Source organism: Metapseudomonas resinovorans DSM 21078 (assembly GCF_000423545.1).
Classification (GTDB): Bacteria; Pseudomonadota; Gammaproteobacteria; order Pseudomonadales; family Pseudomonadaceae; genus Metapseudomonas; species Metapseudomonas resinovorans.
In genome coordinates, this window is sequence record NZ_KE384034.1 from 39731 (window position 1) to 59650 (window position 19920).

Annotated in this window: 20 protein-coding genes and 3 tRNA genes; 20 read left to right on the plus strand and 3 right to left on the minus strand. The window is 65.1% G+C overall.

Features of this window, described 5'->3' with window-relative positions:
- Positions 1 to 6: 6 nt before the first annotated feature.
- The 11 genes from xcpS (at position 7) to G559_RS0127700 (ending at position 6473) form a co-directional block, all read left to right on the plus strand.
- On the plus strand, positions 7 to 1221 hold the full coding sequence (gene xcpS, locus G559_RS0127650) for a GspF family T2SS innner membrane protein variant XcpS (protein WP_028631338.1): 1215 nt from the start codon (positions 7 to 9) through the stop codon (positions 1219 to 1221).
- A 49-nt stretch (positions 1222 to 1270) separates the two neighbouring features.
- Positions 1271 to 1657, plus strand: coding sequence for a type II secretion system major pseudopilin GspG (gene gspG / locus G559_RS0127655; protein WP_245586558.1), 387 nt, complete (start codon positions 1271 to 1273; stop codon positions 1655 to 1657).
- Entirely contained in the window at positions 1657 to 2235 is a 579-nt protein-coding gene (gene gspH / locus G559_RS0127660) for a type II secretion system minor pseudopilin GspH (RefSeq protein WP_051246944.1), read from the plus strand. Before gspG ends, gspH begins: the two co-directional genes overlap by 1 nt.
- Complete coding sequence (gene gspI / locus G559_RS0127665) at positions 2232 to 2621, plus strand: type II secretion system minor pseudopilin GspI (RefSeq protein WP_028631341.1); 390 nt, start codon at positions 2232 to 2234, stop codon at positions 2619 to 2621. The genes gspH and gspI overlap by 4 nt, the downstream gene beginning before the upstream one ends.
- Positions 2618 to 3328 carry a type II secretion system minor pseudopilin GspJ gene (gene gspJ / locus G559_RS0127670; RefSeq protein ID WP_028631342.1) on the plus strand — a complete coding sequence of 237 codons (711 nt, stop codon included), beginning with the start codon at positions 2618 to 2620 and terminating at the stop codon, positions 3326 to 3328. Before gspI ends, gspJ begins: the two co-directional genes overlap by 4 nt.
- A complete protein-coding gene (gspK, locus tag G559_RS0127675; protein WP_028631343.1) occupies positions 3325 to 4296 on the plus strand; it encodes a type II secretion system minor pseudopilin GspK in 972 nt (323 codons plus the stop codon). Before gspJ ends, gspK begins: the two co-directional genes overlap by 4 nt.
- Entirely contained in the window at positions 4293 to 5435 is a 1143-nt protein-coding gene (gene gspL / locus G559_RS0127680) for a type II secretion system protein GspL (RefSeq protein ID WP_028631344.1), read from the plus strand. The genes gspK and gspL overlap by 4 nt, the downstream gene beginning before the upstream one ends.
- 2 nt (positions 5436 to 5437) lie before the next feature.
- Positions 5438 to 5956, plus strand: coding sequence for a type II secretion system protein M (locus tag G559_RS0127685; protein WP_081668177.1), 519 nt, complete (start codon positions 5438 to 5440; stop codon positions 5954 to 5956).
- 148 nt (positions 5957 to 6104) lie between these two features.
- Positions 6105 to 6180: transfer RNA gene (locus tag G559_RS0127690), tRNA-Val, on the plus strand.
- 37 nt (positions 6181 to 6217) lie between these two features.
- Positions 6218 to 6294, plus strand: a tRNA-Asp gene (locus G559_RS0127695).
- 102 nt (positions 6295 to 6396) lie between these two features.
- A tRNA-Asp gene (locus G559_RS0127700) sits at positions 6397 to 6473 on the plus strand.
- A 223-nt stretch (positions 6474 to 6696) separates the two neighbouring features.
- Here G559_RS0127700 and G559_RS0127710 read toward each other — a convergent pair.
- The gene (locus G559_RS0127710; RefSeq protein WP_028631346.1) at positions 6697 to 7734 is read right to left on the minus strand and encodes an AraC family transcriptional regulator; all 1038 of its coding nucleotides are present in this window, start codon (positions 7732 to 7734) and stop codon (positions 6697 to 6699) included.
- Positions 7731 to 8663 carry a carbon-nitrogen hydrolase family protein gene (locus G559_RS0127715; protein ID WP_028631347.1) on the minus strand — a complete coding sequence of 311 codons (933 nt, stop codon included), beginning with the start codon at positions 8661 to 8663 and terminating at the stop codon, positions 7731 to 7733. Before G559_RS0127715 ends, G559_RS0127710 begins: the two co-directional genes overlap by 4 nt.
- Before the next feature lie 204 nt (positions 8664 to 8867).
- Here G559_RS0127715 and G559_RS0127720 point away from each other — a divergent pair, with 204 nt between their 5' ends.
- From G559_RS0127720 to G559_RS0127735, 4 genes are all read left to right on the plus strand, one after another.
- Positions 8868 to 10904, plus strand: coding sequence for an NADPH-dependent 2,4-dienoyl-CoA reductase (locus tag G559_RS0127720; protein ID WP_028631348.1), 2037 nt, complete (start codon positions 8868 to 8870; stop codon positions 10902 to 10904).
- A 247-nt stretch (positions 10905 to 11151) separates the two neighbouring features.
- Positions 11152 to 12522 carry a chromosome partitioning protein ParA gene (locus G559_RS0127725; protein ID WP_028631349.1) on the plus strand — a complete coding sequence of 457 codons (1371 nt, stop codon included), beginning with the start codon at positions 11152 to 11154 and terminating at the stop codon, positions 12520 to 12522.
- A gap of 69 nt (positions 12523 to 12591) precedes the next feature.
- Complete coding sequence (locus G559_RS29465) at positions 12592 to 13557, plus strand: 1-aminocyclopropane-1-carboxylate deaminase/D-cysteine desulfhydrase (protein ID WP_036997966.1); 966 nt, start codon at positions 12592 to 12594, stop codon at positions 13555 to 13557.
- Between the two features lie 4 nt (positions 13558 to 13561).
- Entirely contained in the window at positions 13562 to 14668 is a 1107-nt protein-coding gene (locus G559_RS0127735; RefSeq protein ID WP_028631350.1) for a cyclic nucleotide-binding domain-containing protein, read from the plus strand.
- A 288-nt stretch (positions 14669 to 14956) separates the two neighbouring features.
- On the opposite strand, the gene G559_RS0127740 is transcribed toward G559_RS0127735, so the two are convergent.
- On the minus strand, positions 14957 to 15901 hold the full coding sequence (locus tag G559_RS0127740) for a DUF1853 family protein (RefSeq protein ID WP_028631351.1): 945 nt from the start codon (positions 15899 to 15901) through the stop codon (positions 14957 to 14959).
- Positions 15902 to 15994: 93 nt separating this feature from the next.
- Here G559_RS0127740 and G559_RS0127745 point away from each other — a divergent pair, with 93 nt between their 5' ends.
- The 5 genes from G559_RS0127745 to G559_RS0127765 are packed head-to-tail and all read left to right on the plus strand — an operon-like array spanning position 15995 to position 19846.
- On the plus strand, positions 15995 to 16882 hold the full coding sequence (locus G559_RS0127745; RefSeq protein WP_028631352.1) for an NAD(+) kinase: 888 nt from the start codon (positions 15995 to 15997) through the stop codon (positions 16880 to 16882).
- Positions 16882 to 17856: a metallophosphoesterase gene (locus G559_RS0127750; protein WP_028631353.1), complete on the plus strand. Its 975-nt coding sequence runs from the start codon at positions 16882 to 16884 to the stop codon at positions 17854 to 17856. Before G559_RS0127745 ends, G559_RS0127750 begins: the two co-directional genes overlap by 1 nt.
- Positions 17853 to 18719 (plus strand): rhomboid family intramembrane serine protease, encoded by an 867-nt coding sequence (locus G559_RS0127755; RefSeq protein ID WP_028631354.1) that lies wholly within the window; start codon positions 17853 to 17855, stop codon positions 18717 to 18719. The genes G559_RS0127750 and G559_RS0127755 overlap by 4 nt, the downstream gene beginning before the upstream one ends.
- A 36-nt stretch (positions 18720 to 18755) precedes the next feature.
- Positions 18756 to 19016 carry a YeaC family protein gene (locus G559_RS0127760; RefSeq protein ID WP_028631355.1) on the plus strand — a complete coding sequence of 87 codons (261 nt, stop codon included), beginning with the start codon at positions 18756 to 18758 and terminating at the stop codon, positions 19014 to 19016.
- Positions 19016 to 19846 (plus strand): DUF2797 domain-containing protein, encoded by an 831-nt coding sequence (locus G559_RS0127765; RefSeq protein ID WP_028631356.1) that lies wholly within the window; start codon positions 19016 to 19018, stop codon positions 19844 to 19846. Before G559_RS0127760 ends, G559_RS0127765 begins: the two co-directional genes overlap by 1 nt.
- The last annotated feature ends 74 nt before the right edge of the window (positions 19847 to 19920 follow it).

Sequence of the window (19920 nt, forward strand, 5' to 3'; positions counted from 1 at the left end):
CTGAACATGGCCGCATTCGAATACCTCGCTCTCGACACCAAGGGCCGCCAGCAGAAGGGCGTGCTTGAGGCGGACAGCGCCCGTCAGGTGCGCCAGCTGCTGCGTGAACGCCAGCTGGCTCCGCTGGAAGTACGCGCCACGCGTGTTCGTGAGCAGGCCGAGCGCGGTCGCTTCAGCCTTGTGCGGGGCTTGTCTGCCCGCGACCTGGCGCTGTTGACGCGCCAGCTGGCGACCCTGGTGCAGGCGGCCCTGCCCATCGAGGAGGCCCTGCGGGCGGCGGCCGCGCAATCCAGCAGTTCGCGCATCCAGTCGATGCTGCTGGCGGTGCGCGCGCGCGTGCTGGAAGGGCACAGCCTGGCCAGCAGCCTGCGGGAATTCCCCGCGGCCTTCCCCGAGCTCTATCGCGCCACGGTGGCTGCCGGCGAGCATGCTGGCCATCTGGGGCCGGTGCTCGAGCAGTTGGCTGACTACACCGAACAGCGTCAGCAGTCACGGCAGAAGGTCCAGCTGGCGCTGCTGTATCCAGTGATCCTGATGTGCGCGTCGCTGGCGATCGTCGCCTTCCTGTTGGGCTTCGTCGTGCCGGACGTCGTCAAGGTGTTCATCGATTCCGGGCAAACCCTGCCATTGCTCACGCGTGGCCTGATTGCCCTGAGTGACCTGGTCAAGGACTGGGGCTGGCTGATGCTGCTGGTGCTGATCGCTGCGCTCTTCGGTGCGCGCTGGGCCTTGCGTGATCCGGACATCCGCCAGCGCTGGCACGGCGTGGTACTGCGTATACCGCTGGTAGGGCGGTTGGTGCGCGCCACTGACACCGCGCGCTTCGCCTCCACCCTGGCGATCCTCACCCGTAGCGGCGTACCGCTGGTGGAAGCCCTCGGCATCGGCGCCGAGGTCATAGCCAACCGGGTCATCCGTGCGCACGTGGTATCGGCGGCGCAGAAGGTCCGTGAAGGCGGCAGCCTGACCCGCGCCCTGGAGGGCAGCGGGCAGTTCCCGCCGATGATGTTGCACATGATTGCAAGCGGCGAACGTTCCGGTGAACTCGATCAGATGCTCGCCCGCACCGCGCGCAACCAGGAGAACGACCTGGCTGCGCAGATCGCCCTGCTGGTCGGCCTATTCGAGCCGTTCATGCTGGTGGTCATGGGGGCGGTGGTGCTGATGATCGTGCTCGCCATCCTGCTGCCTATTCTTTCTCTCAACCAACTCGTGGGGTAATCGCGTGAATCTGCGCCGTAGTCAGTCGGGCTTTACGCTCATCGAAATCATGGTGGTGGTGGTCATCCTCGGTATCCTGGCCGCGCTGGTGGTGCCGCAGGTGATGAACCGTCCCGACCAGGCCAAGGTCACGGTAGCCAAGGGCGATATCAAGGCCATCGGCGCTGCCCTGGACATGTACAAGCTGGACAACTTCACCTACCCAAACACCCAGCAGGGCCTGGAGGCGCTCGTGAGTCGACCCTCCGGCAATCCGCCAGCGAAGAACTGGAACAAGGATGGCTACCTGAAAAAACTGCCCGTGGACCCATGGGGCAACCCGTACCAGTACTTGTCTCCGGGTAGCAAAGGCACCTACGACCTCTATTCCCTGGGCGCCGATGGCAAGGAAGGCGGCAGCGAAAACGACGCCGACATCGCCAACTGGGACAACTGATGAGCGGCGGACGGCAGGGCGGCGCTGGCCGGAAGCCCGGTGCCTTGGTGTCCGCGGGGTTCACCTTGATCGAAGTGCTGGTGGTGATGGTCGTCATCGCCTGTCTCGCCGGCCTGGCGCTGATCAGCTCCGGCGTCGCCGGCCCCACTCGGGAGCTCAGGAACGAAGCCGAACGCCTTGCCGGGCTTATCGGCGTGCTTGCCGATGAGGCCGTGCTGGACAACCGGGAATATGGCGTGCGCGTGGAACGCGACGGCTACCAGGTGTTTTTCTACGACGAATCCAGCAACCGTTGGCAGGCGTTGTCCGATGGGGCCCGACAATTGCCCGAGTGGGCTGAGCTGAGCATCGAGCTGGAGGGTGAACCTCTCACGCTGCCCACGCCGGGCAAGGAAGAAAAGAAGGCTGAGGAGACGCGGCCCGTGCCGCAACTGATCATTCTTTCCAGTGGCGAACTCAGTCCGTTTCGCCTGGAAATGGGCGAGCGGCGCAAGGATGGACTGCGCCTGCAGCTCTCCAGCGATGGCTTCCGTCTGCCGCGCGTGGAAAGCCTGAGTGGCAAGGGGCGCGCAGGATGAGAGCCAGTCGGGCCTTCACTCTGATCGAAGTGCTGGTGGCCCTGGCTATCTTCGCCGTGGTCGCCGCCAGCGTGCTCACCGCCAGTGCGCGCAGTCTGCAGATCGCCTCCCGCCTGGAAGACAAGACCCTGGCGATGTGGATCGCCGACAACCGCCTGACTGAGCTTCAGTTACGCCAGGCACCTCCCGGCAACGGCCGTGACCAGGGAGAGCTGGACTATGGTGGGCGACGCTGGCAGTGGCAAAGCCAGGTCGAGGGCACCAGCGACCCGGCGTTGCGGCGGGTCACGCTCTGGGTGGCGCCGCGCCCGACCCGTGGAGCCGGTGGCAAGCTGGAAGAGCGTGCGACGGTGCGTCTGGTGGGGTTCCTGGGGAGCGCACCATGAAGCGTGCGGCGGGTTTCACCCTGCTTGAGCTGTTGATTGCTATCGCCATTTTTGCACTGCTGGCCATGGGCACCTGGCGCATGCTCGGGGCGGTCATCGACAGTGACGAGGCGACGCGCGTGCAGGAGCAGCAACTGCGGGAGCTGGTCCGCGCTATTTCGGCCTTCGAGCGCGACCTTCGCCAGGTGATCTCGCGACCGATACGCGATGCCTACGGCGAGCCTCGAGCCGCGCTGTTGGGCGAGCGCCAGGGCGACAACGACAGCCTAGAAATGACCCGCGCCGGCTGGCGCAACCCGACGGGCGGGCAGCGCTCCCGCCTGCAGCGGGTGAGCTGGCAGCTTTCCGGCGAGCGCCTGGAGCGGCGCTACTGGACGGTGCTGGACCAGGCCCAGGACAGCCTGCCGCAGGTGCAGAACGCCCTGGATGGCGTCACGGCCATGAAGCTGCGCTACATGGACGACAGCGGCGACTGGCAGGAAAGCTGGCCGCCAGCTGGCCTGTCGGAAGACGAGCGCCTGGATCGCCTGCCGCGCGCCTTGGAGTTGACCCTGCAGCACCGTCGCTATGGCCAGCTGCGTCGGGTCTTGCGCCTGGTGGAAACGCCGCCCCGGCAACAACCCCTGGCGGAAGAAAACCAGCCAGACGGGGAGCAACAGGCCCCGCAGGGTAATCAACAGGCCGACGGCGAGGAGCAGGCGCAATGAAGCGGCAGGCGGGCGTTGCGTTGCTGACCGTACTGCTGGTCGTGGCGGTGGCCACTGTGGTCTGCGCTGGACTCATCGCCCGGACGCAACTGTCCATCCGTTCCAGCGGCAATGAACTTCACAGTCGCCAGGTGGCCCAGTACGCGCTGGGCGGCGAGGCACTTGCCGAGGCGATCCTCGTGCGTGACCTGCGCCAGGGCGATCCGCGTACGCCGGTGGATCATCTGGGTGAAGCCTGGGCGCGTCCCTTGAGTACCTTCCAGCTGGACGATGGTGGGTCGCTCAGTGTGCGCATCGAGGACCCCAGTGGCCGTTTCAATCTCAACAGCCTGGTACGAGATGGCCAATTGAGCGAACCGGGTATCCGTCAGTTCCGTCGACTGCTGCTGCGTCTGGGAATCGAGGCGCCGTACACCGAGCGCCTGGTGGACTGGCTCGACCCTGACCAGGAGCCCTATGGTCCCAACGGCGCGGAAGATAACCAGTACCTGCTGCTGCAGCCGCCATACCGTGCGGCCAACCACGCCATGAGCGATGTGTCCGAGTTGCGCCTAGTGTTAGGCATGACGGAGCTGGACTACCGCAAGTTGCTGCCCTTCATCACCGTGCTGCCGGAGGATGCCGCGCTCAACGTCAACACCGCCAGTGCCATGGTGCTGTCCACCCTGGCCGACAATCTGGACGCCGATGCGGGGGGGCTGCTGATGGCAGCACGGGGTGCCACCGGCTTTCGCAGCCTGGATGCTTTTCTCGGCCAGCCCGCCTTGGCGGGTATGGGGCTCGAGGCCCAGGGGTTGGCAGTCGGCAGCCAGTATTTCCAGGTGATCAGCGAGGTGCGTCTCGCCGGTCGCCGCCAGGTTCTAGTCAGTACCCTGCAGCGCGGTAGCGACGGCAGGGTACGCGTTCTCTCTCGTGATCTCGGGCAGGGCGGCTTGCCGCCGGCGCCCGTCAAGGAGCCGCATTCATGACACAGGCTTGCATCTTCCTCCCGGTGGCCGCTTGCAATCAGCTGGACGCCGAACTGGAGGTGCTGCTCTGGCAAGGAGGCACGGGCCGTCGCCTGCCATTCGCCAGGGCGTTGGAAGAGGTGTTGCCGCCCTGGCGGCTGATCTTGCCGGTGGAGGCGGTGACCTGCTGCGCGGTCCGCCTGCCCACCCAGAAGGGCCGCTGGTTGCGTCAGGCCTTGCCGTTCGCGGTGGAAGAACTGCTCGCCGAAGACGTGGAGAGCTTCCACCTCGCCCTCGGTGGTGCGTTGGCCGATGGCCGGCACCGGGTATTCGCAGTGCGCCGCAGCTGGCTGGCAGGCTGGCTGGAACTGGCCGGAAAGCTCGGCCCCAGGCCTGCGGCCATCCAGATCGACGCTGACCTGTTGCCCGAGCAGGGAACCCAGTTGCTCTGGCTGGAGCAGCGTTGGTTGCTGGGTGGTGAAGGTAGCGCCCGGCTCGGTTTCGATGAGCAGGATTGGACTTACCTGCGGGACGCCTGCCCGGCACCGCGCAGTGCTCGTGCGCCTGCGGAGCGCAATACGCTGGACGGCGTGGATGAATGGCATGAAACAAGCGACGCCTACGGTTGGTTGGCGGCGCAGAAGGGCAGCGACCTGGCCCAGGGTGAGTTCACCTTGAAGGAAGAGCGTCAGCGCTGGTCGCGCTGGAAACCGCTGCTGGGGTTGGTGGGCCTGTGGTTGTTGCTGCAGTGGAGCTTCAACCTGATTCAGACCTGGCAGCTGCAACGTCAGGGCGATACCTACGCAGCGGCCAATGAAGCGCTCTACCGCGAGTTGTTTCCCCAGGACAACAAGCTGGTGAACCTGCGGGCGCAGTTCGACCAGCACCTGGCGGAAGCCTCCTCTTCGGGGCAGGGGCGCTTGCTGGCCTTGCTCGGTCAAGCGGCCCAGGCACTGATCGCCGAGGGCGCGCAGGTGCGGGTGCAGCAGTTGGACTTCAGCGAAACGCGGGGTGATCTCGCGCTGCAGGTTCAGGCACCGGGCTTTGATGCCCTGGAGCGCTTGCGCGAGCGGCTGATCGGTAGCGGGCTATCCGTACAGATGGGGTCGGCCAGTCGCGACCAGAGCGGCGTCAGCGCGCGCCTGGTGATAGGGGGATGAAGATGCTCGACACGATCAAGGTACCGCTCCAGGCGCAATGGCAGACTTCCTCCCTGGGCGTACGTTGGCGCGCCATGCCGGCGAGGGACCGCATGGCCTTGCTGGGGCTCGGCATGTTCCTCGGCCTGGTCCTGCTCTACCTGCTGCTCTGGTTGCCGGCAGAGCGCCGTCTGGCCAGCGCCCGCGAGTATTTCGAGACTCAGCGCAGCTTGCATGCCTATCTGCAGCTGCATGAACCCAAAGCGCGATCGGTGCAGAGTCAGCCGCAGAGCCAGGTGGAACCGGAGCGGCTGCAAGGGCTGGTCACCGCCACGGCTGCCCAGCAGGGGCTGGCCGTTGAACGTATCGATAGCGATGCGCCGGGCACGGTGCAGGTAAACCTGCAGCCGGCGGCTTTTCCCAGCCTGTTGCGTTGGTTCGGCGTGCTGGAAGGGCAGGGGGTGCGAATCGACGAGGCTGGAATGGATCGCAACGAGGACGGTCGGGTGACGGCGCGGGTATCCCTGAAGGTTGGAAGCTGATCCAGCCCCAACCTGGTGCGTGCGCACTGAGCGGGTGCTCGCCGGAGGGGTGGCGGAAGTGGCCGAAAGGTCCGGCTGAAGAAAAATTCCATACAGGGTGTTGACTTAGCGGAGGCCTCTGCGTAAATTGCGCGCCTCGCAAGGCGATGGGTGATTAGCTCAGCCGGGAGAGCATCTGCCTTACAAGCAGAGGGTCGGCGGTTCGATCCCGTCATCACCCACCATTCCTTGTGAGATTTCGGACGAAAGTCCGGCCGACGCGCAGCGGTAGTTCAGTCGGTTAGAATACCGGCCTGTCACGCCGGGGGTCGCGGGTTCGAGTCCCGTCCGCTGCGCCATATTCCCCATGTTCGAGATGCTCGGGCATGAGGCGGCAAGGTCCACAGGGCCAGGTCGCCAGACGATGCAAAAGTTTCACCGGACGCAAGTCCAACCGACACGCAGCGGTAGTTCAGTCGGTTAGAATACCGGCCTGTCACGCCGGGGGTCGCGGGTTCGAGTCCCGTCCGCTGCGCCATATAGAGAAGCCCTCAGGTAGCAATACCTGAGGGCTTTTTCTTTGCCCGAATTAATTTTTCGGTCACCTGGAATCGTTACATTCTTGGCATGTTCTTTGTTTCCAATACGCCTGTTGACGTCAGGAGGAACTAAAGATGGACGATTACCAGGAAGAAATTCTCGATTTCCACGCCACCGAGCAAGACCCGGTAGAGCCAGCCGAAGACGCCACCGAAATGTGATCAGCCCGCTTGGCGCTGGGCGCGGCGGAACTCGCCCGGCGTGCTGCCGCTCCAGCGCTTGAAGGCGCGTTGGAAGGCTTCTGCCGAGGCGAAGCCGAGCAGGTACGCGATTTCGCCGAAAGCCAGTTCGGTGTCGCGGATGTAGGCCATGGCCAGGTCGCGGCGGGTTTCATTGAGGATGGCGCGAAACTGGGTGCCTTCTTCGGCCAGCTTGCGGCGAAGGGTCCAGCTGGGCATCTGCAGGCGCGCTGCCACTTCTTCCAGGTCCGGCTCGCGCCCGTGCAGCAGCGGCCCCAGCAATTGGGTGATGCGCTCGCGCAGGCTGCGGGTGCGCGTCAGCTGCTGCAGCTCCCCTTCACAGATATCCAGCAATTGTCGCCAGGTACTCGGGCAGTGTTCTCGGCCGCGTTGTGCCAGCGTGTCCTGGGAGAGGCGCAACTGGTTGGCGCCGGCCTCGAACTCCACCGGGCAGCCGAAATGTTCGGCGTAGCGCTCGGCGTAGTCCGGCGCGGGGAACTCGATTTCCACCTTCTCTATGCGAATGTCGGCGCCAACCAGTTGGCTCAGGTAGCTCTGCCAGCCCGCCAGTACCGAATCCACCACGAAGCGGTTGTAGGCGTTGTAGGGGCTGATGGAATAAAAGCGCAGCCAGGCGCCCTTGCTGTCCTCGTGGAAGCTCGACTGGCCACGGTAGTTGCTGGCGTAGAGCAGTTCGAAGCGGGTCAGGGCGCGAGCGGCCTCCCGCAGGTTCGGTGCCTGGCCGGCACAGACGCCGGCAAGTCCCAAGTGGGCGAGGCGGCTCAGGCGGCCCATGTTCAGTCCCAGTGCGGGATTGCCGCTGAGCTGGATGGCGGCGTGACCGAGGCGCATGTAGCGCGGGATTGACAGGCGGCCGTGAGGTTCGGCGAATCGGGCGGCATCCAGGCCGAAGCGCTCCAGCAGTTCCGCAGGGGATTGGCCGCTCTGTTCCAGTGCTGCCGCCATGCCGTGGACGAAACTCACGGAGAGGTCGCCCAGCTTGACCCGCTGCGCTTTCATTTCTCCCCCAGCCAGGCATTCAGCAGGTGGCTGCCCGGCGCCTCGCTGGCTTGTCGCGTGTTGCTAGGCGTCAGCTCGCTGCCGGCGGGTGAGTTGTGCAGGGGCCAGAGGCGGCCGCGCAGGAACAGGACTTCGCTGGCGGTGGTCTGACCGTCGCTCAGGGTCACCCGGCTGTGCGGATAACCCTGGCTCCAGCTTCGAGTGATGGTTACCAGGCCGCTGCTGGTTTGCAGGCTTTGGCGCGATTCACCCCGGGCGCTTTGCGGCCAGGGCTGGCTGAACGGCTCGTCCAGCAGCAGGCCGTCCGGGGAGAAGGCCAGTGCCAGGTTGTAGAGGGCGCCATGGCCGCTGCGCAGCTTGCCTTCTTTGAGATAGGGCGAGGGCAGGAGTATGGAGCCGGCCAGGATGGTCACCCGGTACTCACTGGCGAGGCGGCTGAACAGCTTCTGGTAATCCCGCGCCATGCGCCGGGCCTTGGCCCGCAACAGGGCTTCTTCCAGGTCCTGGCCCTGGAGGAACAGGCGGCCGAGCAGGGTTGGGTGGCTGAGCGTCAGCAATCGGCCACCCTCGGCAAAGGTGCGGGCCTGGTAGAGGTTGTGCTTCTCGTCCCGCAGCAGCAACCAGGTGCCGATATGGTCGGGCAGTGCGACAACGGTCTTGTCGTTGAGCAGGCCCTGGGCACGGGCCTGGTCGAGGGCTGCGACCAGCTTCATGCGCAGCAGGTCCGGGTCGCGGTAATCGCTTGGGTAGAGCGCCGGTCGAATCGCGAGCAGATTGCCCCGTGCGCTGGCGGTGCCCACGTCGCTGGCCAGGCTGGCGCGTAGATCGGACAGGTAGTGGGCGCGAGGCCGCTCACCGGTCCATACCGCGTAGGCGGTCAGGCAGCTCACCAGGATGGCGGCGATCAAGGGCGTCAACAGTTTGCGCATGGAATGTCCGGGGCGGAGGAATGCCGATCAGGGTAGGGGACAGGCTGCCGATTGCCAAGGGTGGCTGTCAGTTTGGATCAGTAACTTGTCAGTTCTGATCATTGAGTGGGCGGTGGCGGCTCTTTATCGTCTGCCCCACAACCGATCCCGACCCTCTGAGGTCAGGGGCATTCCGTGATTAGCACCGCCTGCTGTGGAGGAATCATGACCGCCGCCCGTTACCCGCATCTGCTCGCCCCCCTTGATCTGGGCTTCACCACCCTGCGCAACCGCACCCTGATGGGCTCCATGCACACCGGGCTGGAAGAGAAACCCAACGGCTTCGAGTGCATGGCCGCCTACTTCGCCGAGCGCGCCCGTGGTGGCGTGGGCCTGATGGTCACCGGCGGTATCGGTCCGAACGCCGAAGGTGGCGTTTATGCCGGCGCTGCCAAGCTGACGACCGTGGAAGAGGCTGAGAAGCACAGGATCGTCACCCGTGCCGTGCATGAGGCAGGTGGCAAGATCTGCATGCAGATTCTCCATGCCGGCCGTTACGCCTATAACCCCAAGCAGGTCGCGCCGTCGGCCATCCAGGCCCCGATCAACCCCTTCAAGCCCAACGAGCTGGATGAAGAGGGCATCGAGAAGCAGATCCAGGACTTCGTCACGTGCTCGACGCTGGCCCAGCAGGCCGAGTACGACGGCGTCGAGATCATGGGATCCGAGGGGTACTTCATCAACCAGTTCCTCGCCGCCCACACCAACCAGCGCACCGACCGCTGGGGTGGCAGCTACGAGAACCGCATGCGCCTGGCGGTGGAGATCGTTCGCCGCGTTCGCGAGGCCGTAGGTCCGAACTTCATCATCATCTTCCGTCTGTCGATGCTCGACCTGGTGGAGGGTGGCAGCACCTGGGACGAGATCGTTACCCTGGCCAAGGCCATCGAGGCTGCTGGCGCCACCATCATCAACACTGGCATCGGCTGGCACGAGGCGCGCATTCCCACTATCGCCACCAAGGTGCCGCGTGCGGCCTTCACCAAGGTCACCGCCAAGTTGCGTGGCGAGGTGAAGATTCCGCTGATCACCACCAACCGCATCAATACGCCGGAAGTGGCCGAGCAGGTCCTGGCCGAGGGCGATGCCGACATGGTGTCCATGGCGCGTCCGTTCCTCGCCGACCCGGACTTCGTCAACAAGGCCGCCGAGGGTCGCGCCGACGAGATCAACACCTGCATCGGCTGCAACCAGGCCTGCCTGGACCATACCTTTGGCGGCAAGCTGACCAGTTGCCTGGTCAACCCGCGTGCCTGCCACGAGACCGAGCTGAACTACATCCCGGTTGCCCAGGCCAAGAAGATCGCCGTGGTGGGCGCCGGTCCGGCCGGCCTCTCCGCCGCCACCGTTGCCGCCGAGCGTGGCCACAGCGTGACCCTGTTCGATTCTGCAGCCGAAATCGGCGGCCAGTTCAACGTCGCCAAGCGCGTACCGGGCAAGGAGGAGTTCTTCGAAACCTTGCGCTACTTCAAGCGCAAGCTGGAAACCACCGGAGTCGACCTGCGTCTGAACACCCGCGTCTCGGCCGACGACCTGGCCAGGGGTGGCTATGACGAGATCATCCTGGCCACTGGCATCAGCCCGCGCACGCCGGCAATCCCCGGTATCGACCACTCGAAGGTGATCAGCTATCTGGACGCCATCCTCGAGCGCAAGCCGGTGGGCCAGAAGGTGGCGGTGATCGGTGCCGGCGGTATCGGTTTCGACGTGTCCGAATTCGTCACGCATCAGGGAGAGGCCACCAGCCTCAGCCGCGAAGCCTTCTGGAAGGAGTGGGGCATTGACGGCGCGCTGGAGGCCCGTGGCGGCATCGCCGGGATCAAGGCCCAGCCGCATCCGGCGGCCCGCCAGGTGTTCCTGCTGCAGCGCAAGAAGTCCAAGGTGGGTGACGGTCTGGGCAAAACCACTGGCTGGATCCATCGCACCGGTCTGAAGAACAAGCAGGTGCAGATGCTCAACTCGGTGGAGTACCTCAAGGTCGACGACGCCGGCCTGCACATCCGTGTTGCCGAGGGCGAGCCCCAGGTGCTGCCGGTGGATACCGTGATCGTCTGTGCTGGCCAGGACCCGCTGCGCGAGCTGCATGACGGCCTGGTGGCTGCCGGCCAGAGCGTGCACTTGATCGGTGGCGCCGACGTGGCCGCTGAACTGGATGCCAAGCGCGCGATCAACCAGGGCTCGCGCCTGGCGGCCGAACTCTGACCCTCTCCACCGCCCGGTTCTGCACCGGGCGGTGCTCCCGCCCGCTCCAACCACGTCACACTTTTGCCTTGCCGTTGGTCCGACTGGCCGCGACGGCGGGGCACTGCCAACCCAGTCACATTGCTCGTCGGCTAATATCCCCTAGACTTTTCTAAAGTCCGGATCAGTGTGTGCGGACGGAAACCGTACGCCGCCAGGCCCCATCAATGCCCGCTGTGATTCACCGCGCAGAACCAGAGGTAGAGCGATGAGCATGCTGAAGAAGCCACAACAGGCGGAAGCCGTCGTGTTCTTCAACGACCGCGGCATCTGCAAGCAGATGCTCTACTCGGAGTTCGAGGCCATTCTCGACGGTGTGGTCGGCCTGCCTGAGTTCGCCGACTGCCAGATGCATCTGGCCTACGTGATGATCAATCCGCGCCTGCAGGTGCGTGCGGTGGTTTTCTTCTACCTCGACTTCGACGAAGACGGGCGTGCCGATACCGGCTGGAACCTGCCGCTGCGGCAATTGGCCGAGCGCTCCGGACGGGGTCCTGACCTGGGGGCCGGCCCCATTCGCCTGGCCTGCCGCAGCCAGTGCCCGGTCTCCTGGCAGCAAATGCACCTCTGGGACCCAAGCCTCAACGCCGATCGCAACGACCTGGCGCTGCTGCGCGATGCCATCAAGGGCAACAGTCTCGGTTTGCTGGTGGAGGAGGAGCTGCCCAAGGTGCTGGATGCCGAGCGGTTGCAGGTGGCGTCGGAAGATCGCTGGTACGCCCCGCCGGAGATCACCAAGGAGATGGCCGAGCAGCTCGCGGAAAAGATGGAAAAGGAGCACCGCCTGAAGACGGCCCAGTTGGTCCGCCAGCAGCGCCTGCGCCTGAGCTCCCTCAGCCAGCAGAACGAAGAAGCCATCGCACAGGTACGCCAGGCCGCTGATCAGAGCAACTCGGCGCTGCAGGAGCAGATTCGCACCCTGCAACACGCGCTGCGTCAGCAGGAAGAAGCCAATGCCGGCTTGCAGGCTCAGCTCGATGGCGAGTTGGAGCGCTTCCAGGCCAGCCGCGAGGAAATGAACCTGCAATTGCGCGCCCTTGAGCGCCACGGGCGCACCGAGGCGGATATCCTTCGTGCCCAGTTCGAGAGCGAGCTCCAGGCACGGGTCACCTTGGCCGTGGCCGAGTACCGCGAGCAGCTCGCCATCCGGGATGTCGAGTTGGCCTATCGCGACCAGTTGGACGCCCAGTTACAGGCCGAGGTCAATCGCCTGCGCCAGGAGTGCGAGGCGCTGGAAGGCGAGTCGGGACAGCTGATACTTGAGCGCCTGGCCCAATTGGGCGTGGTGTTTGTGGTTTATCACCCGGGAGCCGGTCACCTGACCATTCCGCTGGCCGATATCTCCCGCTATCAGGGCAACCCCCTGGCTTACGCTGCGGCGAAGTGCTTCGTGTCCGAGAACCAGTACCGCCAGTGGCTGGCCCACTATCAGCAACCCACCTGCGAAGCCAGCTTGCCCAATGGTGATCGTTGCAGCATGCCCATCGATCGGGTCGAGGCGCCCAGTCGCTTCGTTGTCGGTGAATCCAACTGCTGCCCCCGGCATCGGGCGGGAGGGCGACTGCGCACTGCTGGCTGAGCGGACTCGCGTACGCGCCTGACTTATCCTTGCGCCCCCGAACGGACGCCAACGGACCCGACCTTGCCTCTGACCCTGCCTGACTGGAACCCCCGCGCTACCCTTGAACCGTTGCGCCTGCCATGGCTGGCCGCTGCCGGGCTTGAGTTGGCCGTACTGCGTCTGGATGCCCTGGACCCGCTGGTCTCCGGCAACAAGTGGTTCAAGCTGGCTCCCCATTTGGCGCAGGCCGCGCAAGCGGGCGCCGAGGGCGTGGTCAGCCTGGGTGGCGCCCATTCCAACCATCTTCATGCCCTGGCCGCCGCCGGTGCCCGTTTCAATTTCCCAACGGTGGGCCTGCTGCGCGGCGAGTGCCAGGACACGCCGACGATTCGAGATCTCCAGCATTTCGGCATGACCCTGCGCTGGCTGGGCTATGGCGGCTACCGCGCGCGCCACCAGCCGGGTTTCTGGGCAACCTGGCTGCAGCGCTACCCACGCTACCAGCCGGTGGCCGAGGGCGGTGGTGGTCTGACGGGCGCACAAGGCTGTGCCGGGTTGGTGGAGATGATCCGCGGACAGTTAGCGGCCATTGGTTGGGATGACTACCACAGCCTCTGGACAGCCGCCGGTACGGGCACCACCCTCGCCGGGCTGGTGCTCGGCGAGGCGGGTAGGCACCCGGTGATTGGAGCCCTCGCGGTGCCCTCGGACCACGGCGTCGCTGAGCAGGTGAGCGCTATCCTCGGTGAGGCCGGTTGCGCAGACCAGGGATACCGGCTGATCGATGCCAGCCGCGCTGGTTTCGCTCGACTGGATGCTGACCTCGCGCGCTTCATGCTGGACAGCGAAAGGGACGGAGGCCTTACCCTGGAGCCCCTTTACACCGCCAAGGCCCTAATGGCCATCCATGCGGAGGCACAAGGCGGTCGCATACCGCGCGGTAGTCGACTCGTGTTGCTCCATACCGGTGGCCTGCAGGGACGGCGGGCCCTGCAAACCGAACTGTTGCGGCTGGCCAACTACACTGCCCGGGCAGTGGATGCACAAGGATGACTCCATGAGCGAACCCCTGAATCCCCAGCAACTGCGCAGCCTGGTTCCGCTCAACGCGTTGGCCGATCCGCAGTGGCGAGAGCTGCGCTCGCAGTTGGTGCCTCAGCCGCTGCTGGCGGGGCAACTGCTTTTCCGGCGGGGCGACCAGGCGCGCCTCACCTGGTACCTGTTATCCGGCGAGCTGCTCCTGCGTGATGTCGAAGGCATCGAGACGCGCCTGGAGGCGGGAAGCGAAGCCAGTTGCCACCCGGTTTCCCCGAGCCTGCCGCGCCTGCATGAAGCCTTGGCGTTGCGAGACTGCTCATTGCTGGTCATCGACAGCGCCACCCTGGCGCGTCAGTTGACCTGGAGTTCGGCCCACCAGGACCTGCTGCTGGAGAACAGTCTGGAGGGCGACAGCGAATGGCTTGGAGCACTGCTGGCCAGTCCATTGCTGGCCAAGGTGCCGCCGGCCAATGTGCGCAGCATGCTGGAACGCCTGCGGCGAGTGGAGCTGCCTGCGGGCAGCCAGGTGATGGGTGAAGGGGAGGAGGGCGATTGCTGCTACTTCCTGGAGTCCGGCCGGGCCGAGGTCATACGTGGCGCCGGCAGCGAGCAGCAACTGCTGGCCGAACTGGAGGTGGGGGCCTGCTTCGGCGAGGAAGCCCTGTTGGGGGATTGCCCGCGCAACGCCAGTGTCACCTTGCTGGAAGACAGCGTGCTGCAGCGGCTGGACCGGGTGGATTTCCTCGAACTGCTGAAAGCGCCGGTGGTGGATGAAGTCAGTCTGGGGGAGGCGGTGCGCCTGCTGGGCAATGGCGGCCAATGGCTGGATGTACGCCTGCAGGACGAGTATGAGCGCGCCCATGCGCCCCAGGCGCTGAACATGCCCCTGCACCTGTTGCGTCTGAAGGCACGGCTGCTGGACGGCGAAGGCACCTACCTCTGCTATTGCGACAGTGGCAAGCGCAGCGCCAGTGCGGTGTTCACACTCTCGCAGTTGGGCTTTCGCGCTTACGCCTTGCGCGACGGCCTGGATGCCTTGCCGGCGTTGCAGCGGGATGCGTTGATCAGCGAAACCGGTGCTGGCTACCTGGCCCGGTCCGGCGGCCGAATAGAGCGCAGTCGCTGATCCCTTCGTCGGCCTGGAAGGGTCGGGTCATGACCCCAAGTCCGGGGGTATCGAAGTTCCCCGACGCATGTATCCAGCGTCAACCCGAAGTTCACGAAAGTTATTGTCGGCCTCTATATCCGTACTTCCCTGAAGTTCGAGCGGAAGTTCGCGGAGAGTATTCGCCACCCAAACCCCAGCGCCACCGCGCGCTCGGCCTTCGGGCATTTTGTTTTTCGGGCTCTGCGGGATCGCCTGGTCAAGGGGTCGTGGGGGCCGGCGCTTCAGCGTGCATGGCCGCCCTGCGGTCTACAGCGGCTCAAGCGGCCAGCGGTCGCTGACCACGAATGCACGCTCCACTTCCCTCCAGCGTCCATCCGCGTCCGGCGCCAGGCGCACCAGTAGGCGCGCCGGGCTGTCCGGCTGCAACTGCTGGCGCCATTGCCGGAAGCTTTCCTCTGTCCAGAGGTCGCTGGGATCACAGGCTGCCGGGGCGAGCCAGGATTGCCTTGCTAGCGGCTGCCAGTTGCCGTCCCTGGTCTGTCCCAGGAAGTCCTCCAGCTCGTTGTGGCGCAACCAGCGACCACGCAGGTGAGCAGGGTTGGCGCCGAGCGGTGCGGTGCAGTTGCCCGGCCAGGGATAGAACAAGTAGCCGCCGAGCCAGAGTTCGGCGCTGGCCGGCTGGGCATCCAGCTGGGCCAGGGCATGACGGCTTTCGGGGCTGGACGAGAGGGGGAGCTGGTGCAGGCTGAGGTGTTCCAGTTTGCGGTCGAGGCGGTCGTGGCTGCCCGGGCCGATCCACTCGGAGGATTTGCCGCCATCGCCATGGCGTGGGCCCAGATAGAGCTTGATTGCCAGCTCCAGGTGGTGAACGCCCTCCGCATCGCGCAAGAGCAAGTCGAGCTCGCCCAGGGTCTGGCCGGCGATGCGGATCGGCAGGTTGGCCGCCAGCAGTTCCACATCCGGCGCCTGGCCCAGAGCGAATTGCCAGAGGCGCTCGTAGTAGAGGCCGAGGCGACGGTTGGAGGCTTGCGCCAACCAGTGCTCCAGTGGCAAGGGGTGCTGATCCAGTCGATGCAACCAGTCGGCCAGGCGCTCGGGCCGGCTGGCCCATCCGCTGGCGCTGAGCGGATGGCGTTGGCGCCAGGGCGGCCGGCTGAGCAGCGGAGGCGAGAGCAGGACCCAGGCCAGGTCGCGCACGCCGGGGTGGCGAAGCTGGCGGGGGAGCTCGGTCAGCGATTCGAAGGCTTGCATGCTGCGAGCATAGCCGACAGTGGTTTGCCGCTGTCCGTCTCTATCCCCCATACTTTCGCCATTCCTCACCCGCCAATGCCGCCCTGGAGCACCATGGAGCAATTCCGCAATATCGGCATAATCGGTCGCCTGGGCAGTTCCCATGTGCTCGACACCATTCGCCGGCTGAAAAAATTCCTGCTGGACCGTCACCTCCATGTGATTCTCGAAGACACCATCTCCGAAGTGCTGCCGGGCCATGGCCTGCAGACCTCGTCGCGCAAGATCCTCGGCGAAGTCTGTGACCTGGTGATCGTGGTCGGCGGCGACGGCAGTATGCTCGGCGCCGCCCGGGCCCTGGCGCGGCACAACGTGCCGGTGCTGGGAATCAACCGCGGCAGCCTGGGCTTTCTCACCGATATCCGTCCTGACGAGCTGGAAGTGAAGGTGGCCGAGGTGCTGGATGGTCGCTACAGCGTCGAGACGCGCTTCCTGCTGGAGGCGGAGGTGCGCCGCCATGGTGAGGCCATCGGTCAGGGGGATGCGCTGAATGACGTCGTGCTGCACCCTGGCAAATCGACGCGGATGATCGAGTTCGAGCTGCATATCGATGGCCAGTTCGTCTGCAGCCAGAAGGCCGACGGACTGATCATCGCCACGCCGACTGGCTCCACGGCCTACGCGCTGTCCGCCGGTGGTCCGATCATGCATCCCAAGCTCGATGCGATCGTCATCGTGCCCATGTATCCGCACACGTTGTCCAGCCGGCCCATTGTGGTGGACAGCACCAGCGAGCTGAAGATTGTGGTCTCGCCCAACCTGCAGATCTATCCGCTGGTGTCCTGCGATGGCCAGAACCACTTTACCTGCGCCCCCGGCGATACGATCACGGTGGCCAAGAAGCCGCAGAAACTGCGCCTGATCCACCCCCTGGACCACAACTACTACGAGGTCTGTCGGACCAAGCTGGGCTGGGGCAGCCGACTCGGCGGAGGCGACTGATGAGCCTCGATCCCGGCCGTGGCTACGACCTGATCGGCGACGTCCACGGCTGCGCCCATACCCTGGAGCGCCTGCTCGATCGCCTCGGCTATCGCAAGCACAATGGCACCTGGCAGCACCCGCAGCGCATGGCGCTGTTCCTGGGCGATATCATCGACCGTGGTCCGCGCATCCGCGAAGCGCTGCACCTGGTTCACGCCATGGTGGAAGCCGGGCAGGCCCTGTGCATCATGGGTAACCATGAGTACAACGCCCTTGGCTGGAGCACTCCGGCGCCACCCGGTAGCGGGCACCATTTTGTCCGTGAGCACACCCCGCGCCATGCCCGGCTGATCAAGGAAACCCTGGAGCAATTCGAAGGCCATCCGGCCGACTGGAGGGACTTCCTCGGCTGGTTCTACGAGCTGCCGCTTTTCCTCGATGGCGGCCATTTCCGCATGGTCCACGCCTGCTGGGATGGCCACATGATCGCTGCATTGCGCGACATGCACCCGGACGGGCGGATCAACGAGGCTTTCATCAAGGCTGCGGTCGATCCGTCCAGCTTCGCCACGCGAGTGTTCGACAGGCTGCTGCGTGGCACCGACCTGCCACTGCCCGGCGGCATGACCCTGACCGGCAGCGACGGTTTCACCCGCTCGGCGTTCCGCACCAAGTTCTGGGCCGAGGATCCGCAGACATACGGTGATGTGGTTTTCCAGCCCGACGCGTTGCCCGAGCAGGTGGCCAGCCAGCCGCTGTCCCAGGCACACAAGTCGCGCCTGCTCAGTTACGGCCCGCAAGAGCCCATACTGTTCGTCGGCCACTACTGGCGGCGCGGCCGTCCGGCGCCGATTCGCGGCAACCTGGCCTGCCTGGACTACAGCGCAGTGATGTACGGCAAGCTGGTGGCCTACCGGCTTGACCAGGAAACCCGGCTGGACCCGGACAAGTTCGTATGGGTCGAAGTGGAGCGCCCCGAGGAGCCCCGATGAGTGCGGTTGAAGTATTGCGTTTACCCCTGACCGTGGATCTTTCCGGTTTCGTGGCCCTGTTGCAGCGCCTGGAAGTGCCCTATCGGGTCAGCGAGGAATCCGGCGAGCAGGTGCTTTGGGTGCCGGGGCCGCAATTGGCGGAGAAGGTGCGCGGACTCTACCAGCGTTTTCCTGATGGCGACCCGCATTTCCAGTTGCCCCATGAGGCGCCGACCGAAGCGCCGCGCCCTGGCATCCTCGCGCAGCTAAAGGCCAGTCCCATCACCAGCCTGGTGTTGCTGTTGACCCTGGCGGTGGCAGCGCTCACCGGTCTGGGAGAGAACTTTTCCACCATCCGCTGGCTGAGCTTCCAGGACTTCCAGGTCCAGGGTGACTACATCTACTTCTCGTCCCTGGAAGAGGGACTGGCAGCCGGGCAGTGGTGGCGGTTGGTGACGCCTATGCTGATCCACTTCGGCATCCTCCACCTTGCGATGAACGGAATGTGGTTCTGGGAACTCGGGCGGCGCATCGAGGCGCGGCAGGGAGGGGCGGTGCTGCTGGTACTGACCCTCGGCTTCAGCCTGGTGTCGGATTATGCCCAGTACTTCACCAGTGGCCCCACGTTGTTCGGCGGGCTTTCCGGCGTGCTCTACGGGCTGCTCGGCCACTGCTGGGTGTTCCAGCGCCTCGCACCGTGCCCGGCTTACCGTCTGCCGCCCGGGGTGATGGCGATGATGCTGATCTGGCTGCTGGTGTGCCTGTCCGGGCTGATCACCGCCCTGGGTTTCGGCGCCATCGCCAACGGTGCCCATGTGGGCGGATTGCTGGTCGGTTGCGCCACTGGCCTCCTTGGAGGTGCCTTGGCGCGCCTGGGTCGTTAGAATGCGCGGCCTGTCCCATTTTCCTGCGAGCGGCCCATGTCGTCTTTTGCCCATCTGATCAGCAACATCACCCAGGATGTCTACGAAAGCCTCAAGCTGGCCGTGGAAATCGGCAAGTGGCCGGATGGCCGCAAGCTGACCCAGGAGCAGAAGGAGCTGTCGCTGCAGGCGGTGATCGCCTGGGAGCTGAAGAACCTTCCAGAAGAAGAGCGCACCGGTTACATGGGGCCGCAGGAGTGCAGTTCCAAGTCCGATCCCATCCCTAACATTCTGTTCAAGTCGAATTCGGTCCACTGATGCTGGAACTAGGACGCGGTGCACTCAGCAAGATGTCGGTGCGCCTTGAAACGCCCGTGCAATACGGCTTTCGCCTCGGCGAAGCGGATATCGCGGCGAACCCACTGATCGGCAAGCAGCTTCGCCTGGAGTTCCTCGGGGCCATCCACTGCACCCATTGCGGGCGCAAGACGAAGAAGAGCTTCAGCCAGGGCTATTGCTACCCCTGTTTCACCAAGCTGGCCCAGTGCGACAGTTGTATCGTCAGCCCGGAGAAGTGCCACTTCGATCAGGGCACGTGCCGCGAGCCGGAGTGGGGGGAGCGTTTCTGCATGACCGACCACGTGGTCTACCTGGCCAACTCCTCGGGTATCAAAGTAGGCATCACCCGTGCCAGCCAGGTGCCGACCCGCTGGATCGACCAGGGCGCCAGCCAAGCGCTGCCGATCATGCGTGTGGCCACCCGCCAGCAGTCCGGCTTCGTCGAAGACCTGCTGCGCAGCCGGGTAGCCGATCGCACCAACTGGCGTGCCATGCTCAAGGGCGAGGCGCCGTCGCTGGATCTGCCCAGCGTTCGCGACGAGCTGTTCGAGCATTGCGCCGAGGGTATCCGCGCGCTCCAGGACCGCTTTGGCCTGCAGGCGATCCAGCCGGTCAGCGATATCCAGACCGTCGAGATCAGCTACCCGGTGGATGCCTATCCGACCAAGGTCGTCAGCTTCGATCTGGACAAGACGCCGGTGGTGGAGGGTACGCTGCGGGGGATCAAGGGCCAGTACCTGATCCTCGATACCGGCGTGATCAACCTGCGCAAGTACACGGCCTACCAGTTGGCCATCAGCGCGGCATAGGTTCTGGCAGAAGGTCGGTAGGGGAATAGTCCATACTCCGACCTTGACCCATTCATCATGCGCGGCCCAGGGTT